We start from the raw sequence: 19479 nt of genomic DNA, 5'->3' as shown, positions 1-19479 counted from the left end.
ACACCAGACCATCCGCGACCTGGCCCCTATCGCCCGCCTCGACGACAGCGCTCCCCTCCTGGAGCACGCCCCCGCCAGCGGTGAAACACCGCTGCTGCCGATCCAGCGCCGCTTCTTCGCCGAGATCGACCAGCAACGCCACCACTGGAACCAGTCGGTGCTGCTCAAGCCCAGCCGCCCACTTGACGCAGCAGCCCTGACCCAGGCCCTGCAATCCCTGGTGCAACACCACGACGCCCTGCGCCTGGTGTTCACCGAGCAGGCCGGCGGCTGGACCGCACGCTTTCTCGACACGCCTGTTGCGCCCGTACTGGAGCAGCGCCCGTCCACCTTCGCCAACCTGCGCGAGCTGGCCAACCAGACCCAACGCAGCCTCGACCTTGCCAGCGGCCCGCTGCTGCGCGCCGTACTCATCACCCTTGAAGACCACAGCCAACGCCTGCTGCTGGTGATCCACCACCTGGTGGTCGACGGCGTGTCGTGGCGCATCCTGTTCGACGACCTGCAAACCGCCTACACCCAGGCCGCAAGCGGCCAGGTCCCGCGCCTGCCGGCACGTACCACATCGGTAAAGGCCTGGGCCGAGCGCCTGGTGCAGCAGGTCGCCACCCCCTCGATGCAGGAGGAACTGGCCTATTGGCAGGCCCAGCTCGACGGCCTGGTCACCGAGCTGCCCGCCGACCACCCCGAGGGCAGCCTGAGCAACCGACACGCCCAGGCCCTGCAAGTGCGCCTGGACCGCGCCACTACCCGGCGCCTGCTGCAAGACGCACCACAGGCCTACCGCACACAGATCAACGACCTGCTGCTGACCGCCCTGGCCCGCACCATCGCCCGCTGGACTGGCCGCTCGGAAGTCGCCGTGCAGCTCGAGGGCCATGGCCGCGAGGCGCTGTTCGACGAACTCGACCTGACCCGCACCGTCGGCTGGTTCACCAGCCTGTTCCCGCTGCGCCTGGGCACCCAGGACGACCTTGGCGCCAACCTGCGCGGCATCAAGGAAACGCTGCGCGCCGTGCCCGCCAAGGGCGTCGGCTACGGCATGCTGCGCGAGCTGGGCCAAGGCTTGCAGGGCCTGCCTGAACCGCGCATCACCTTCAACTACCTGGGCCAGTTCGACACCAGTTTCGCCGCCAGCGAAGACGCTTTGTTCACCCCCGCCGGAGAAGGCAGTGGCGAGGAGCAAAGCCTTGATGCGCGCCTGGGCAACTGGCTGACCCTCAACGGGCAGGTCTACGACGGCGAACTGAGCCTGAGCTGGCTGTTCAGCGACGCCCTGTTCGACAGCGCCACCATTCAGGCCCTGGCCGATGACTACCTGCGCGAACTGCACGCTGTAGTGGAGCATTGCTGCGCCCCCGGCAACCGAGGCTTCACGCCCTCGGACTTCCCCCTGGCACAGGTGACCCAGGCGCAGTTGCACGCCTTGCCGCTCCCCGCCGCGCAGGTCGAAGACCTCTACCCACTCTCGCCCATGCAGCAAGGCATGCTGTTCCACACCCTGGAAGCCGCCGAGGCGGGCCTGTACATCAACCAGATGGCGGTGGATGTCGAAGGTCTGGAGATTGAACGCTTCCGCGCGGCGTGGGACGCGGTGATCGCCCGCCACGACATCCTGCGCACCGGGTTCTGGAGCGACAACCAACTGGCCGGGCCGCTGCAAGTCGTCCAGCGCCATGCGACGATGCCACTCACCGTGCTGGACTGGCGCGATCGCGCAGTGACCGCAACGGACCTATCGCAGCTCGCCGCCCAGGACTACACCCAGGGCTTCGACCTGCTGCGCGCGCCTTTGATGCGCCTGACCCTGGTACGCCTGGACGAGCGACGGGCGCACCTGCTGTGGTCAGGCCACCACATCCTGGTCGATGGCTGGAGCAACTCGCGCCTGCTCGGCGAGGTGTTGCAGGCGTACCACGGCCACCCCGCACCCGCCAGCGGCGGGCGCTACCGCGACTACATCCAGTGGCTTGCACGCCAGCCACAGGACGCACTGGAACACTTCTGGCGCGAACAGCTGCGCAGCTTCGACAGCCCCACCCACCTGGCCAGCAGCCTGGGCCCGCGCCCGGACCCCAACCTGGAAGGCCACGCCGCGCTCTACCTGGACTGGGACGCAGCACACACCGCGCAGTTGCGCGAGCAAGCACGTGCGCTGCGGGTCACTCCCAACACCTTGATCCAGGCCGCCTGGCTGCTGCTGTTGCAGCGCTACACCGGCCAGGCCAGCGTGTGCTTCGGCGCCACGGTCGCCGGTCGCCCGGCCAGCCTGCCGGGTGCCAACGAAATGCTCGGGCTGTTCATCAACACGTTGCCAGTGATCCAGCAGCCACAACCCACCCAGTCGCTACAGGACTGGCTGATGCAACTGCAGGCGAACAACCTGGACATCCGCGACTACGAACATGCCTCGCTGGCCGATATCCAGCGCTGGGCCGGCCTGGGTGGCCAGGCCATGTTCGACAGCATCATCGTGTTCGAGAACTACCCGGTGGACGAGCGCTTGCAGCAGGCCGAACAAGGCCAGTTGCGCTTCGGCCAGGTGCAGGACCGCGATGTCACCAACTTCGCCATGGACCTGGCAGTGAACCTTGGCAACACCTTGAAGATCGAGTTCCTGTACCTGCGAAACCGCTTCAGCGAAGTGGCCGTGGCGCAGGTCAAAGCCGGCTTCGAGACGCTGCTGCAAGCAATGCTTGAACAGCCCGATACGCGGCTGGGCAACCTGGCGCTGCTCGATGCCGCGCAAGGCCGACGCCTGCGTCTGGACAACGCCCTACGCCCGGCCAGCGGCCACGCGCCGTTGCTGGTCGAGCAACTGCGCCAGCAGGCCCAAGCACGCCCGCAGGCCGTCGCCGTGACCTGCAACGAGCGCCAGCTGACCTGGGCCGAGCTGGAAGCCCAGGCCAACCGCCTGGCCAACCACCTGGTCAGCCAGGGCGTGGCGCCGGAAAGCCGTGTAGGCGTGGCGCTGGAGCGCTCGGTGCAGGTGATCGTGGCCTTCTATGCAGTGATGAAGGCCGGTGCCGCCTACGTGCCGCTGGACATCGACTACCCGCAAGACCGCCTGAAGTGGATCGTCGAAGATTCCGGCATGGCCCTGATGATCACCCAGGCCAGCCTGCAAGCACGCTTCGACTGGCCAGGCGCTGCACCGCAGGTACTGCTCGACACCCTGCCCCTGCACGACCTGCCAGCCGACTGCCCGCCGCAGCGCGCGCTGGGCGACAACCTTGCCTACCTGATCTACACCTCCGGCTCCACCGGCAAGCCCAAGGGCGTGGCGGTGGCCAACGAGCCGATCCGCATGCATTGCGCGGCCATCGCCGAACGCTACGGCATGAGCCGGGAAACGCGCGAGTTGCTGTTCATGTCATTCGCCTTCGACGGTGCCCAGGAGCGCTGGTTGACCACCCTGTCGTGCGGTGGCCGACTGGTGCTGCGCGACAACCAGCTGTGGACCCCGGAACAGACCTGGCACGCCTTGCACCGGCATGCCATCAGCGTGGCATGCTTCCCGCCGGCGTACCTGCAACAGCTCGCCGAGTTCGCCCAGACCCAGGAACAGGCGCCACCAGCGGTGTCGATCTACTGCTTCGGTGGCGATGCAGTGGCCGAGGCCAACTTCGAATTGGTCAAGCAGGCGTTGCGCCCGCAATGGCTGACCAACGGCTACGGCCCCACCGAGACGGTGGTCACCCCCCTGCTGTGGAAAATCGCAGCCGAGGGGGCCTGCGACGCGGTGTATGCACCGATCGGCACGCGGGTCGGCGAGCGCACCCTGTATGTGCTCGACGACGCCCTCAACCCGCTGCCGCCGGGCGTTGCCGGTGAGCTGTATATCGGCGGCCAGGGCCTGGCGCGCGGTTACCACCAGCGCCCAGGGCTGAGCGCCGAACGTTTCGTCGCCGACCCATTCAGCGATGGCGGGCGCCTCTACCGCACCGGCGACCTTGTCAGGCAGCGCGAGGACGGCGTCTTCGACTATCTGGGGCGCCTCGACAACCAGGTGAAGATTCGCGGCTTCCGTATCGAACTGGGCGAAATCGAAGCCCGGCTGCGCGACCTGCCAGGCGTGCAGGACGCGGTGGTGGTGGCACGCGAAAGCGCTGTCGGCAAGCAGTTGATCGGCTATGTCGCCGCCGCCGATGAAAACCTCGGGGCAACCCTGCGCACTGCTTTGCAAGGTGAGCTGCCGGACTACATGGTGCCGGCCCAGGTACTGGTGCTGCCGCGCCTGCCGCTCAACCCCAATGGCAAGATCGACCGCCAGGCCCTGCCTGCCCCGGACTTCAAGGGCCGTGAATTCATCGCCCCACGCAGCGCCTTGGAGGCCGCGTTGGCGGGGATCTGGCAGGAAGTGCTGGAGGTCGACCGGGTAGGCGTGACCGACAACTTCTTCGAACTGGGCGGCGATTCGCTGCGGGTGCTCAAGGTGTTGTCCAAGGTGCGCGGCATGCCTGAACTGGGCCTGCAACTGAAGCTGCGCGACCTGATGGGCAAGCCGACCATCGCCGAGCTGTCCGGCCATGCTCCCGAGCAGCGCAGCCTCGACCCGCTGGTGCCGCTCAACACCGTGCTGGCCGAGGGCGCTGCGCTGTTCTGCGTGCATGCAGGCTTCGGCACGGTGTTCGACTACGACGCACTGGCTCGGCGCCTGGAGGGCCGTTGCAGCGTCTACGGCCTGCAATGCCGCATGTTGCTCGATGACACCTGGAACGACGAATCGCTGCACGCCATGGCGTTGGACTATGCCCAGTACATCCGCCAGAAGCAGCCGCAAGGGCCTTACCACCTGCTGGGCTGGTCGCTCGGCGGACCTCTGGTCTCGCTGATTGCCCAGGAGCTGCAACAGCAGGGGCAACGGGTGGCCTTCGCGGCGCTGATCGACAGCTTCGTGCCCCAGGCCCAGGCACCCGATACCGTGCCCGTGGACGACTGCTCGGACGACTTGCGCGGGTTGTTGTCGGTGGTGCTGGACGTACCCCTGGCTGCCGTACCAAGGCTGGCAGTCAGTGCCACCGATGACCTGGCCAGGCTCGAGCAGATCATCGACCAGGCCCGCGAGGCGCTGGGCGCAACCCAGGGTGTGCTGAGTGACATCGCCTCGGACGAGCTGGCACGTACATTGCGCACCGGAATGAAGCTCAAGGCCCTGTCGCTGAAGCTGTCCGGCATGCCGCAAAGCATGGCGGGCAGCCACTGCTGGTGGGCCGGCGAGACGCCTGATGTATCAGGCCCGGCATTTGACCGCTGCGTGCAGCATGTCCCGATCGATGCCGACCATTACGCGATCCTGCGCCACCCTGCGTTGCTCGAAGGCCTGCTGCACCACCTGCCGCTCGCCGAAGCGGTCACGCCCTGAACAACAGGGCCGCCCAGGCGGGCGGCCCTCGCCAATGCCACAAGGAACCTCCCATGTCCCTGGACCCCGATCTCGAAGCATTCCTGGAGCTGGCCGAATTCGGTCGGCTGAGCGGCAAGAGCAAGCCCATGCACGAACTGGGCGTGGCCCAGGCCCGCGCCGAATTCGAAGCCACCTCGGCCGTGCTCGACCCCTCGCCTCCCACCGGTGTGCAAGTACAGGCCATGCAGGTGACGGCCCGCGATGGCCACCGCCTGGATGCCCGGCTCTACCGCCATCCGCAGCTTGCCGAACGCGCCCCTGCCCTGCTGTACCTGCATGGCGGCGGCTATGTCGTCGGCAGCCTGGACTCGCACGACTCCATCTGCCGTCGACTGGCCGCCAGCGGACGCTTCGCCGTGTTCGCCCCTGCCTATCGGCTGGCGCCAGAAGCGCCGTTCCCGACGGCGCTGAACGATGCGCTGGATGCCGCCAACGCCTTCGCCGAACAGGCCAACGCACTTGGCCTGGACAGCCAGCGCCTGGTGCTGGCTGGCGACAGCGTCGGCGCTACCCTGGCGACAGTGCTGGCCATCGCAGCGACTGGCAGCCAGCCACAGCTGGCCTTCAAGCCGCTGGCGCAGGTGCTGTTCTACCCGGTCACCGATATCCGCCAGCACCGTCCTTCGCACCAGCGATTTGCCGAGGGCTACCTGCTGGAGACCGCGACCCTGGACTGGTTCTACGACCACTATTGCCCACCCGCGCAGCGCGGCGACTGGCGCGTCTCGCCGCTGGCCGCGCCTGCATTGGCGCTGGCTCCGGCCTATGTCAGCGTGGCCGGCTACGACCCGCTGCATGACGAAGGCATCGCCTACGCCCAGGCACTGGAGCAAGGGGGTACGCAGGTGACCTTGGTGGTGCAGGCCGGGTTGACCCATGACTTTTTGCGCATGTCGGGGATCAGCGGACAGGTGGAGGGGATCTACCAGGCGTTGGAGCAGTGGCTGGGCGATTACAACTGAGGGCTTCAAACCAAAAGGGCCGCTTTGCGGCCCATCGCGGGCTTGCCCGCGATGGGCCGCAAAGCGGCAATTGAGGTTTAGTCGAAGGTACCGCGCAGGGTCAGCATGAAGTTGCGAGGCTCACCGTAGTAGTTGCCGTACTCGGTGTTGTTCACAGTGGAGTAGTAGCGGCGGTCGAACAGGTTGTTGCCGTTGACCGCAACCGTCCAGTGGTCGTCCACTTTGTACTCGACCATGGCGTCATACACCGCATAGCCGCCCTGGGAGAACTTGAACTGGCTGGTGTCAAGCACGGCCCCCGTGTTCGGGTCGGTGCGATAAGCCTCGCCGTTCACATAGGCCGCGCTCTGCGCGGTCACGCCACCGCCCACGCGCAGGTCGGAGAAGGCACCTGGCAGGGTATACATGGTCCAGAGTTTGAACAGGTGCTTGGGCGTGATGCTGCTGTAGACCGTCTCTTCGGTGTCGTTCTCCACCAGGTTGAAGGTGTAGCCCGCCATTACTTCCCAGCCCGGCATGATCTCGCCGGTCGCTTCCAGGTCGATACCCTTGCTGATCACCTTGTCCTGCGCCAGGAAGCAGCACGAACCGCTGTAACTGAACGGAGGACTCGGGTAGCGAGGGTCGGTCACCGCCTGGTTCTCGCGCTTGGTGTAGAACAGCGCGGCGCTGACGTTCATGCGCCCGCCGAACAGTTCACCCTTGATACCGGTCTCGTAGTTCTTGCCTTCCATCGGCTCGATCGAAACCCGAGAGTCCTGCGGTCCCTTGAACCTCTGCGACTGCGGCTTGAAGACCTCCGCATAGCTGACGTAGGTGGACCACTCGTCGTTCAGGGCGTAGATCAAACCACCGTATGGCACCAGCTTGGTCGACACACGATCGGAAACGCCCGGCTGCTCGATCCACGCACCGGTCCCATTAGGGTTGGTGGTCATGGAATAGCCTTGCTCGAACTTGTAGCGCTGGGCCCGAGCACCGACCACCAGCTTGAGCGGGTCGGTGAGCTGCAGGCGCAGGGTCGAGTACAGGCCGTATTGCTCGCGGGCATTGGGCGAGTAGTCGCGCGAGAAGTTGTGGTTCGAGGCATCGCCGTTGAGCGGTGTGGAGCTTGGGTCCCACAGGTCGATCAGGCCGCCCTTGCCGAGCATGCCCTGGGCCGAGCGCCAGCGGCTGGTGACCTTCTGGTGATCGGCACCGACCAGCAGCTCGTGACGGCGTCCGAAGGCGTCGAATTTACCCGACAGGTTGACGTCGAACACGTCCTGCTTGCTGAAGCTGTTGACGTAGCTGCCCCACCAGTACGGCCCATTGTTGGTGTACTCGTCGACCCAGCCGTAGGGGATGATCCCTTCGGTGGTGACGGTGTTGTAGGAGTAGGTATAGGAAGTGTTGAGCTTCCAGTCTTCGTTGAAATAGTGGTCGAGCTTGGCGAACCACTCGCGCGTGTAGCTATCGGCCCACGCCTGGGTGGTGGTGAACCAGGTATGCCGTGGCAAACCCACGTCACCGCCGCCGGCATAGCGTGGCAAGCCGTCGCCGGTACCGGTTTCCTTGTTCTTGTCGAAGCTGCCACCAAAGGTCAGCATGGTGTCGTCGGTGATATCCGCTTCGAGGATGCCATACAGGAATGGCCGCTCGGTGGCGCGCACGTCCATGAAGTACTGGCGGTCGGTGTAGGCCGCCACCATGCGCCCACGCAGCTTGCCATCGAAGGCCAGCGGGCCGGTCAGGTCGACTTCGCTACGGTAGTTGTCCCAGGAACCAGCCGAGGTGTTGAGCTTGAGCTGGTAGTGGTCCAGCGGTCGCTTGCGCACCAGGTTGACGATGCCACCCGGGTCGCCGGTGCCGCCCAGCAGGCCGCTGGCGCCGCGCAGGATCTCGACGTGGTCGTAGGCGGCCAGGTCGTACTTGCGATCGCTGTAGAAGGTGCCCACTCCGGTACCGATATCCATCGGTGCCGCGCCATCGATTTGCAGGTTGTCGATGCCGAAACCGCGGGAATAGAAGGCCTGGGTGTTGTAGTTGACGTTGCGCAGGGTGACGCCTGGGGTGCGTCGCATCGCATCCTGCAGGCTGGTACTGCGGGTGTCCTCGATCAGCTTCTGGCTGATGATCGACACGCTCTGCGGCGTGTCCTTGAGGCTGACCGGGGTCTTGGAGCCGACCGAGACGAAGCCGGTGGTATAGGAGCCGGAGTTCTCGGTGGCCTCGCCCATCCCCTGGCCGACGACGCTAGTTGCGCCCAGCTCCAGTGCCGCCCCAGGAGTGGACGCCTTTGGGCTGCTGAGGATCACCGTGCCGTTGTCGATGCGGTAGGTCAGGTTGGCGTCCCTGAGCAGGGTGTCCAGCGCAGCACTCGGTTCCATGGAGCCGGAGACCGGTGCGGAACGCTTGCCGCTGACCAGGCCCGGTTCGAACAGGAACTGCAGGCCGGTCTGGTGACCCAGCTGGGTCAGTGCTTCGCTCAATGGCATGGCCGGGATGTTCACCCGCGCCTCCTGCGCTTGGGCAACGCTCCCCATGCCCAATGCCAGGCCCAGCACGATGATCGATGTGCAGCTGCGCAGCTTGTCCTTTTGCCACGGCCAAAGCCCCATCGATGCGTGTTGTACACATTTCATTTCGTCGAATCACTCCCGTGGTGCGTTCTAGGTGTTGGAAACCGTCGCCTCTTGGGGGCAACTGAATAGGAGGAGAAACCATGCTTCGAGTACGTTCGCGAACGCCTGCGCCGAGGTGACGCGACGGCAGAACGGAAGGACTCGATCACTAGACGAAGTGAATGAGAATGAAATTAGCTATCGCTGTAAAAAGTATTGGCCGGGGGGATGCATGTCGCTTAGGACTTGGTCCGGGTAGGCACCACAGCCCCCTGTAGAGCTTGCCCGCGAACCAGGGCAAAGCCCTGGCCACTCTCCGCGCGGCGTCCTCGCAGGCAAGCGCGCTCCTACAGGTTCCCATTGTCCTCGAGGGACTTCACCCCGGCTGGCGGGCTTTCTCCAGCAGGCGGGCCTTGTCTTCCGGGCTCATGGCGTCCAGCCGCAGGCGGGCCTGGGCGAGCTTCTCCAGTTGCCCCGGTGCCGCCTCTTGCAAACGCAATGCCTGGGCCAGCGCTGCGGGGCTGGGGTTGTCGAACACCACACCCGGGTGAACCTCGCACTGCAACAGCTTGCGGATGCCGGCCACCAGCTTGATCACCAGCAGCGAATGACCGCCAGCGGCGAAGAAGTCTTGCTCGACACTCAGGCGTTCACTGCCCAGCAACTGCGCCATGCGCCCGGCCAACACTTGCTCCAAGGCATCACGCGGTGCGACATAGGCCTGCTGCACGGCACCCAGGCCCAGGCTGGCCAGGGCCTTGCGGTCGATCTTGCCGTTACCCAGGCGTGGCATGCGTGCCAAGGCCTGCACGTGGCGCGGCACCATTACGGCAGGCAGGCGTTGTTCGAGCTGGGTCTTGAGCGCACTGGCCCAACCCTCCCCCGGCTCGCCGATGGCCGTGACGAAAGCCAGCGGCTCATGCTGCCCATCGAGCACCGCTGCGGCTTCGCTGACCTGCTCGAGCGCCGCCAACTGGGCCTCGATCTCGGCCAGTTCCACGCGAAAACCGCGCAGCTTGACCTGCTGGTCGGCACGTCCTTGCAGCACGATGCCGCCCTCGGGGCGGTAGCGCGCCAGGTCGCCTGTACGATACAGGCGCGCCCCTGCCAGCAGCGGGTGCTCGATAAAGGCTTCGGCCTGCTGCTGCGGGGCGTTGAGGTAACCACGGGCCAATTGCCGACCGGCGATGTACAGCTCGCCCAACTCGCCGCTGGCTACCAGGTTGCCCCGGGCATCGAGCACCAGCACCTGGTTATTGGCCAGCACCTGGGTCAAAGGGACGGCCGCGTCGTTCAGGTCGGTGCTGGTGACCGGGTGCACCAGCACACCGACCGTGGCCTCGCTCGGGCCATAGTGGTTGAACAGACGAAGGTCCGCACGAATGGCCAGAATGCGCTCGACCAGTGCCGGAGCCACCGCTTCACCACCGAGCACAAGGGTCGCCGGCAATGCCGGCGCCTGGGTGTCCAGCAGGGCTGCCAGGTGCGACGGCACGATCTTCAGGCAGTCGATGGCTTGTCCCTCGATGAACTGGGCGAAGGCCTGGCCATCCTGCACGGTGGCATCATCCGCCAGATGCAGCGCCGCGCCGTTGTACAAGGCACCGAACAGCGTGGTGTGGCCCAGGTCGGCGACCACACTGGTGCTGAAGGCGAACCGGCGGCAGGTGTCCAGCCCCAGCGCGGCACTGGCCGACGCCACGTAGTTGAACAGCGCGCCGTGCTCGACCGCGACGGCCTTGGGCGTGCCGGTGGAGCCGGAGGTGAACAGCACATAGGCGAGGTCCTGGGCAGCGATCACCGGAGGCTCGCCCACTACCAACGCCCCGGCGCCGACGCTATGCACATCCAGCTGCGCGACCTCGACGTCCAACACCTGCTCGACCACCAGCAAGGTAGCGCCCGCCTGCTCTACCAGCAAGGCCAGGCGCGCGACCGGCCAGGTCGGGTCCAGTGGCAACCAGGCCGCCCCCAGGCGCCAACTGGCCAGTGCGGCCACCAGCCAGTGCGCAGAGCGCGGCAGTGCCAGCGCTACACATTGGCCATGGCCCACGCCATTGCGCGCCATGGCTGCCGCCAGGTGCTGCACGCGCTGCTCGAGCACGGCGTAGCTCAGGGTTTCGTCGCCAGTAACCAGAGCGGGTGCGTCCGGGGTTACCGAGGCCCACTCGGTGATGCGTTGGGGCAGGGTCAGGCGTGGGTCGAGGGCTTCGCCAGTGGGGTTGAAGGCCAACAGGCGCGCACGCTCCGCCTCACCCAGCAACGGCAGCTCGAACGCCGCCGTTGAGGGGGCTGCGACGATCCCCTCCAACAGCACCTGATACTGCTCCAGCAAACCAGCCATGGCCTGGGCACTGTAGTGGCGGCTGTCGTAGGCCAGGCTCAGGCGCTCGATCGCTGCGTCATGGCCCAGGCCAACCTGCAAGCCCAGCTCCAGGCCCGGCGCCAGGCTCGGCGCTGCGCTGGCCGACCACTGCGCGCCCTTGGCCTGGGCTGCCCGCGGTAGGCGGCGCACGGCAAAGCCGTGGCGTGGCAGCGTGCTGCGCCCCTCGGCACTGAAGTATTCCTGCCACGTGCGGTGTTGTTCGAGCACTCCGGCCAGGGTGGTCAGGCACTGCTCGAATGGCATCGCCGGGTCCAGGGCCAGGTGCAGTGGCAAGGTCTTCTCGTACAGGCCCAGGGTCTGGTCGAAGAAGTCATAGTCCGTGCGGCTGTCGTGGCGCCAACCGGCAATGAACGCGGAACGCCCGCTCAAGCGGGCCAGCAGCAACCACCACGCGGCCTGGGCGACCGTTTCGACACTGGCGCCATGGCGCTCGGCCAACGCCTGAAGACCTTGGCGCAACGGACCCGCGAGTGAAGCGTCTACCTGCTCCACGCCGCTGGGCCCGTCCTTGCGTCGATACGGCAGGTTCGGCAGGGCCTGCACCTGGCTTTCAAGGTGCGCCTGCCAATATTGCGCGGCCTGCCCTGCGTCCTCATCCAGCACCACTTCGGCGCGCCATTCCAGGTACTGCGCGAACTGGCCGAGTTCCTCGTCGGCGCCGCTGGGGCCTTGGCGGTAGGCCTGCAACAGTTGCTCGTACAGCAGACCCAGGCTGCCGACATCGGCCAGCACCCGTGGCACGGCCAAGGTCAGCTGCCATTGCCCGCCGTCCAGGCGTTGCAGCAGGGCCTCGAAACGCGGGCCCTGAGACTGCGGACGTAGCAACCACAGCTCGCGCTGCTCGAAGGCCGCGTGCTCGGCCTGCGCGGGTTCCTGCACGGTCACCGCCACTTGCGTCGGGCGCACGCCTGGGAACTGGCGCAGGCCATGGTAGCCGGGCACCGCGCCGATGGCGCTGGTGAGCACCTGCTGGCGCACAGCCAGGTCGTCCAACGCCGCGTGCAGCGCCGCCAGGTCCAGTTCGCCATCGATGCGCACGTGCAGCACATGGGCCGGCTGCACACCCTGGGCCTGGTTGCTCCAATGCTGTTGCTCAGCCAGCAGGGCCAGGCCGGCGCCGTGTTGTTGCAGGTCGATATCGCTCATGCATCAGCCTCTTGGGTCAGGGTTGCGGGGCGTTGCGCCGCCTCCAGGGTACGGCGCTCGATCATCTCGCCCATGGCCACGCAGATCTTGCGCGGGCCCTCGAACGGGTCGCGGGCGTGAGCGGCAAGCATGTTGTCGAGCAGGATCACATCGCCCTTGCGCCAGTCGAAGCGCACCGCGCAGGCCTCGTACAATTCGCCGATCAGCGCCATGGTCTGGTCCTCGATCGGCGTGCCATCGCCGTAGTACACGTGACGCGGCATGCGCTCGATGCCGAACAGCGCCAGCAGGTCCTCGCGCACATCCGCATCCAGGCAGTGGATATGGTGCAACTGCACCTGGTTGAAGAAGGTCTTCTCGCCGGTGACCGGGTGGCGAATGATCGCCGGGCACGGCGTGCGGATCTGCAGCTCGTCGTTATCGAACCAGGTCCACTGGATACCCGCCGCCCGGCAGCGAGCCTCGACCTCGGCACGGTCGTCGGTCTTGAAGAAGTGCCGCCAGGACACATCCAGGTTGGTGGCGAAGGTACGCACGTACAGCAGGCCTTTGCTTTCGAACTTCTCGCGCAGTGCCTCGGGCAGGCGCAGGTACATCTGCCGGCAGTCCACCACCGGCGTGGCACCGCCTACAGGCGAGGGCTGCTCGCAGAAGAACAGCTGCTTGCGCGGCCAGGTGTCCTGGTGCGAGCTCTCGTTATGGAACAGGATCATCTTGTTCTCGGGGTACGGCGTCGAGCGGTAGGTGTTCTTGCCGCCCTCTTTCTTCGGCAGGTCGCCGTATTTGCCGTACAGCCCCGGCTGAACCGCCTCTGCGAAGGCTTCGAAGGCGTGGATGTCATGCATGGCGAAACCGCGGAACAGCAGCCCGGCGTGACGCGAGAGCTTTTCTTCGAGCCATGGACGGTTGTCCTGGACCCAGGCCACCAGGTCCAGCCCCGGGTCGTTCGGTTCGACCAGCAGCGGGAACACCTGGGGCGCGGCAAGCAGCGACTCGCGCACGGCGACGGCGGCCTTGGGCTCGGCCGCCTTGGGCTTCTTCAGGAACTTGCCGAGTTTGTCGGCCTTGGGGCTGGCTGCGGCCGGCGCGGCCGCGACGGCGGTGTCCGAGGTCATCTTGAGGTCTCCTAGTCTGATATCCGGCTCGCGCAGGATCTGCTCCAGAATGTGTGTCCAATCCATGGCCAGGGCGCGGATGCGCTCGGCGTCGAACAGCTCGCTGGCGTACTGCCAGGTGCCGCGCAGGCCATCGCCGTCTGGGTCGAGGAACAGGGCCATGTCGAATTTCGAGTAGCAGGTGGCCGCCGGCAGCACCTCGACCTTGAGGGCATCGAGGCTGCTGTCGCGCACCGGCAGGTTGTTCATCACGAACAGCACCTGCACCAAGGGGTTCACCCCGCGCTGGCGGGCGACGCCGGAGGCTTCGACGATCATGTCGAAGGGCAGGTCCTGCTGTTCGAAGGCGCTCAACGCGGTGTCGCGAGTGGCGGCCAGGTGCTCGCCGAAGCGCCGTTGTGCGCTATAGCGCGAACGCAGCGGCAGGATGTTGACGAAGAAGCCGATCAGGCGCTCGAGCTCCGGACGCTGGCGCCCGGCGACGTCGGCGCCAACCACCAGGTCGGCACTGTGGCTGACGCGGTGCAACAGCACCTGGAAGGCCGCCAGCAGCACGCTGTAGAGCGTGGTGCCTGCCTGCCCGGCCAAGGCCTTGAGACCTTGCACTTGCTCGGCGCTCAGTTGCAGCTGCAATTGGGCACCGGCATTCGAGGCACGGGTGGCGCGTGGCTGGTCGGTGGGCAGCGCCAGCACACCCGGCGTGCCGGCCAGGGCCTGGCGCCAGTAGTCGCCCTGGGCAGCCAGCACACCACTGTGCTCCAGTGCCTGCTGCCAGCGGGCATAGTCGCTGTATTGCAGGGGCAGCGGTGCGAGGTGCGGCGCCTGGCCGGCCTGCAACTGGCTGTAGAGTTCGACCAGCTCGTTGACCAGCAGCGACATCGACCAGCCATCGGAAATGATGTGGTGCATGGCGTACAGCACCACATGCTCGCGGTCGGCCAGGCGCAGCACGCGGCCACGCAGCAAGGGGGCGTCCGACAGGCTGATCGGTGTGCTGGCATTTTCCAGCACGGCCTTCGCCACCTGGGTTTCCTGCTCGGCACGGCCCAGGCCCGACAGGTCCAGCAGCGGCAGGTCCATGCTCACCGAGGCCGATACCACGGCCAGCGGGTCGCCTTCGTCGTCGGCCACATAGGCCGTGCGCAGCACCTGGTGACGACGCAACACCTCAGCCAGGGCTTCGCGCAGCAGCGGCACCTGCAATTCACCCTTAAGGCGCAGGGCCAGCGGCATGCCATAGGCACCGCTGCCGCCGGAAAGCTGTTCGACTACCCACAGCCGACGCTGGGCCAGGGACAGCACCGCCGGTGCGCCCTCACCCGCTGCCAGCAACGCAGGCACCTGGGGCTGCGCTGGCGCGCCAGGCCCTTGCAGGTGTTCGATGAACGCGGCCAGGCGCGGATGCTCGAACAGGTCGCGCAGGCTCACCGGCATCGCCAGCACGTCTTGCAGGCGAGCCACCACCTGCGTGGCGAGCAGCGAATGGCCGCCCAGCTCGAAGAACTGGTCATCCAGGCCAACCTGCTCGACGTCCAGCACCTGCTGCCAGACCGCCGCGACCTGCCGTTCGAATGTGCTCTGCGGTGTGCGTACCGGTGCGCCCTGCGGCTGCGCATCCGGCAGCGGCAGCGCCTTGCGGTCGAGCTTGCCGTTGGGGGTCAGCGGCAGGCCGGTAAGCAACACCACGAAGCTCGGCACCATGTAGCCCGGCAGCTGCTCGGCCAGGCGCGCCCTGAGCGCTGTGCGCAGAGTCGCCTGCTCGGCAGCGGCTTGGGGGTGATCCTGGGTCGCGACATAGGCCACCAACTGCGGGCCGCCCTGCAGCTCGAGCGCCAGCACCGCCGCCTCGCGCACCTGCGGCAGCGCCAGCAGGCGGGCCTCGATTTCGCCCAGCTCGACGCGGAAACCGCGGATCTTCACCTGGTGGTCGATACGCCCCAGGTACTCGATCACACCGTCCTCGCGGTAGCGGGTCAGGTCGCTGGTGCGGTATAGGCGCTCGCCCGCCGTGCCGAACGGGTTGGGCACGAAGCGCTCGGCCGTCAGGGCCGGACGACCCAGGTAGCCACGGGTCAGGCCCGCGCCGGACAGGTAAAGCTCTGCGCCCACGCCCAGCGGTGCCGGCTGCAGGTCGGCGCCCAGCAGGTAGCTGCCGGTGCCCGGCAATGGCCGTCCGATACTGGCCTTGCCGCCTGCCTCGCGGCGAGTCCAGGTGGAATAGGTGGTGTCCTCCGAGGGGCCATACAGGTCGTTGACCTGCTCGACACCCGGCAACCCATACAGCGCATCCACCAAGCCTTGCTTGAGCGGCTCGCCGGCCAGGTTGACGATGCGCACGCTGGCCGGTACCTGGCCGGCACGCAGCAGCGCGGCCAGGGCCGAAGGCACGCTGTTGACCAGGCGCACCCGGTCGCGGGCCGGCAACTCCGGCAACGCCAGGGCATTGCGCGCCAGCACGACGTAGCCGCCGCTGGCCAGGGTGACGAAGAGTTCCCACACCGACAGGTCGAAGCACACCGAGGTCGAGGCCAGCACGCCTTGCAGGTCGTCGCGGCTAAAGGCCTGTTGCGACCAGTCCACCAGCGCCTGGACGTTGCGGTGGGTGATGGCGACGCCCTTGGGCTGGCCGGTGGAACCGGAGGTATAGATCACATAGGCCAGATTGTCCGGGGTCACGGCTACGTCCGGCGCGCTGTCGGAGTAGCCGGCCAGCCAGGCATCGCCCGACTGCACCAGCACCACATGGGTACCCGCCGCCGGGGTCAGGCCTTCGAGTACCGAGTCCTGCGTGATCAGCACCTGGGCGCGGCTGTCGTCGAGCATGTAGGCCAGGCGCTCGGCCGGGTAGTCCGGGTCCAGCGGCACATAGGCGCCGCCGGCCTTGAGCACGGCGAGCAGCGCCACCAGCAGCTCGCTGGAGCGTTGCAGGGCGATGCCCACGCGCACTTCCGGGCCGATGCCCAGGTTCACCAACTGGTGGGCCAGGCGGTTGGCACGCAGGTCCAGCGCGCGGTAGCTCAGTTGGCGCGTGCCATCGATCAGTGCCAGGTGCTCGGGGTCGGCCAGCACCTGGGCGGCGATCAGCTCGTGGATGCAGCGAGCTGGCACCGACGGCACGGCGCTGGCGTTCCAGTCGCCGAGCATGCGCTGGCGCTCTTGGTTGCCGAGCAGCGCCAGTTCGCCCAGTGCGGCGGGCGATGCAAGCAGGCCCTGCAACAGTTGCAGCAGGTGCGTGCCGATGCGCTCGACCTGCTGGCCGGTGAAGTGCTGGCGATCGAACTGGAACAGCAGGCTGAGGTTGTCTTCCACGCCCACCAGCAAGGTCAGCGGCACGCTGGTCTGCTCACGCGTGTGCACCGCACCGAAGCGCAGGCCCTCTGGCGAACCCTGTTGCAGCGCTTCGGCTACCGGGTAGTTCTCGAACACCAGCAAGGTATCGAACAGACCATCACCGCCCTGCCCGGCCCAGCGCTGGATATCGAACAGAGGCGTGTGCTCGTGTTCACGCACTACCACGTTGTGGGCTTGCAGTTGCGCGAGGAACTGCCCGGGCGACTGTTCGGCGCGCGGGCTGACGATCACCGGCAAGGTGTTGATGAACAGCCCCACCTGCGCCTCGATCCCCGGCAATGGCGCCGAGCGCCCCGATACCGTGGCCCCGAAAACCACGCCCGGCTGGCCAGTGTAGCGTTGCAGCAACAAGGCCCAGGCGGCTTGCAGCAGGGTGTTGAGGGTGACCTTGTGCTGGCTGGCGAAGGCTTTCAGGCGTTGGCTCTGCTGGCTATCGAGCTGGCGGCCGTGCTCGCCATGCCCGGTTTGCCCGGCAGCCGGGGCAGGCAACGCGGCGGCCAGGCGGGTCGGGGCGTCCAGATGGTGCAACTGGGCTTTCCAGAACTGCTCGGTGGCGTTGGCATCCTGTTCGGCCAGCCAGGCGATGTAGTCGCGGTAGCGGCCTGCGGGGGGCGACACCTCGCCGCTGCCATAGCGCTGCAGCACCTCAGCCAGCAAGTGGGCGTTGCTCCAACCGTCCACCAGCAGGTGATGGACGGTGTAGATCATCTGGTAGCGCTGCTCGTCCAGGCGCAGCAGGCACAGGTTCAGCAAGGGTGCGCGGTCGAGGGCGAAACCGGCGCTGCGCAACTCAGCGGCCCTGCTCACCACGGCCTCGGCCTGGTCGGCGCGGCCGCGCCAGTCTTCCACGGTGAACGGCAGCTCGCGGGTGCGATACACCACTTGCAGCGGGCGACCGCCTTCCAGGAAGGCGCTGCGCAGCACGTCGTGCGCATCGACCGTGGCCTGCCAGGCAGCACGCAAGCGCTCAGGCTCCAGGCCTTCGACCGAGACCGAGAGCTGGTTGATATAGGCGCCGTCACCCGGCTGGTAGAGGCTGTGGAACAGCATGCCCTGCTGCATCGGCGACAAGGGGTAAAGGTCTTGCACATTGCGCAGGTCCAGGCCCAGGCGGTCGAGCTCTGCTTGGTCGAGACCGGCCAGCGGTACGTCGGAGGGGGTCAGTGCAGCGGCATCGGCACAGTGCTCGACCAGCTCGCCCAAGGCTTGCTCGTAGGCGTCGGCCAAGGCTTGCACCGTGGCGCTGTCGAACAGTTCGGTGCTGAACTGCCAGTCCACCAGCAACTCGCCGCCGTAGACCTGGCCGTTGAGGGTCAGCCAGTTGCCCAGCGGGGCATCGTCGGCCTGCTCCTGGCCGCGCGACTGGCCGACAGGTACGAACAACGCCTCGGGCTGGTCGAAGCTGCCATCGAGTTGGCCCAGATAGTTGAAGGTGATACGTGCAGGCGCCTGGGCGGCCAGGGCCTGGCGGACCTGCGGGGTGCCCAGGTAGCGCAGCGCGCCATAGCCCAGGCCTTTGTCCGGCACGGCGCGCAGTTGCTCCTTGATGCCCTTGATCGATTCGCCCAGGCCCTGGGCCGGGGTCAGCTTGACCGGGTAGAAGCTGGTGAACCAGCCGACGCTGCGGGTCAGGTCGAGTTCGCGCGACAGGGCTTCGCGGCCGTGGCCTTCCATCAGCACGGCCACCGACGGCTGGCCGCTCCAGCGGGTGATGACCCGCGCCAGGGCGGTCAGCAGCAGGTCGTTGACTTGGGTGCGATAAGCGGCGGGCGCTTCTTGCAACAGGCGACGGGTGAGCTGGGCGCCCAGACGGGTCTGCACACTGTGGGCGTCACGGCTGAGCATTGGTTGCGTGGGCGCGGCGCAAGGCAGCCCAGCCTCGACCGCCTGGGCCTGCCAATAAGCCAACTGGCCTTCCAGGGCCGGGCCCTGGGCATCGGCTTGCAGCTGTTCGGCCCAGGCCTTGACCGAGTGGGTCTTGGCCGGCAGGCGCTGCTGACGGTAGGCGGTTTGCAGGTCTTCGAGCAAGATGCGCCACGACACGCCATCGACTGCCAGGTGGTGGACCACCAGCAGCAGGCGTTGGCGGCCATCGGCCTGGGTGGCCAGCAAGGCGCGCAGCAGCGGGCCTTGGGCCAGGTCGAGGCTACGTTGGGTATCGTCGGCGGCGGCTTGCAGTTGTCCATCGTCGGCCACCGACGCCTGCCTCAACAACGGCGAGCCTTCGGCGCTGGCGAAACGTGCACGGCCCTTGTCGAAGCGCAGGCGCAGGGCATCGTGGTGCTCCACCAGGGTACGCAAGGCACACTCCAGGGTCTCGGCGTCCAGCGTTTCGCGTGGGGCCAGGAGCACCGACTGGTTCCAGTGGTGGTGGTTGGTGTGCAGGGTTTCGAAGAACCAGTGTTGGAATGGCAGCAGCGCGGTTTCGCCGCTGACCGGGCCTTGGTCGATCAGCACCGGTGCTGCGCCGAGCACGGCCACGCGGGCCAGGCTTTGCACGGTCTGGTGC

The 19479-nt window shown here is 66.9% G+C and carries 5 protein-coding genes; 2 read left to right on the top strand and 3 right to left on the bottom strand.

The window, feature by feature from the left end:
• Both RAC97_RS23880 and RAC97_RS23875 read left to right on the top strand, forming a co-directional pair.
• The coding region (locus RAC97_RS23880) for an amino acid adenylation domain-containing protein (RefSeq protein WP_375102093.1) at positions 1 to 5365 on the top strand (5365 nt) is incomplete at its 5' end.
• Positions 5366 to 5418: 53 nt separating this feature from the next.
• Positions 5419 to 6369, top strand: a complete 951-nt coding sequence (locus RAC97_RS23875) for an alpha/beta hydrolase (RefSeq protein WP_375102094.1) — start codon at positions 5419 to 5421, stop codon at positions 6367 to 6369.
• Positions 6370 to 6446: 77 nt separating this feature from the next.
• Here the strand turns inward: RAC97_RS23875 and RAC97_RS23870 are convergent, their stop codons facing one another.
• The 3 genes from RAC97_RS23870 to RAC97_RS23860 form a co-directional block, all read right to left on the bottom strand.
• Positions 6447 to 8993, bottom strand: a complete 2547-nt coding sequence (locus RAC97_RS23870) for a TonB-dependent siderophore receptor (protein WP_375102095.1) — start codon at positions 8991 to 8993, stop codon at positions 6447 to 6449.
• Positions 8994 to 9348: 355 nt separating this feature from the next.
• Complete coding sequence (locus RAC97_RS23865) at positions 9349 to 12504, bottom strand: amino acid adenylation domain-containing protein (RefSeq protein WP_375102096.1); 3156 nt, start codon at positions 12502 to 12504, stop codon at positions 9349 to 9351.
• Positions 12501 to 19479, bottom strand: a 6979-nt coding sequence (locus tag RAC97_RS23860; protein ID WP_375102097.1) for an amino acid adenylation domain-containing protein, incomplete at its 5' end; no start/stop codon positions are given. The genes RAC97_RS23865 and RAC97_RS23860, both read right to left, overlap by 4 nt.

The sequence above is a fragment of the Pseudomonas sp. LS_2 genome, assembly GCF_042709235.1.
Lineage (GTDB): Bacteria > Pseudomonadota > Gammaproteobacteria > Pseudomonadales > Pseudomonadaceae > Aquipseudomonas.
Note: the sequence above shows the minus strand (reverse complement) of the source record. Positions and strands in the feature narration are given on the sequence as shown.

Excerpts from the sequence above, each read along its gene's own strand:
- RAC97_RS23875 (WP_375102094.1), top strand. The coding sequence starts at position 5,419 with ATGTCCCTGGACCCCGATCTCGAAGCATTCCTGGAGCTGGCCGAATTC.
- RAC97_RS23870 (WP_375102095.1), bottom strand. The coding sequence starts at position 8,993 with ATGAAATGTGTACAACACGCATCGATGGGGCTTTGGCCGTGGCAAAAG.
- RAC97_RS23865 (WP_375102096.1), bottom strand. The coding sequence starts at position 12,504 with ATGAGCGATATCGACCTGCAACAACACGGCGCCGGCCTGGCCCTGCTG.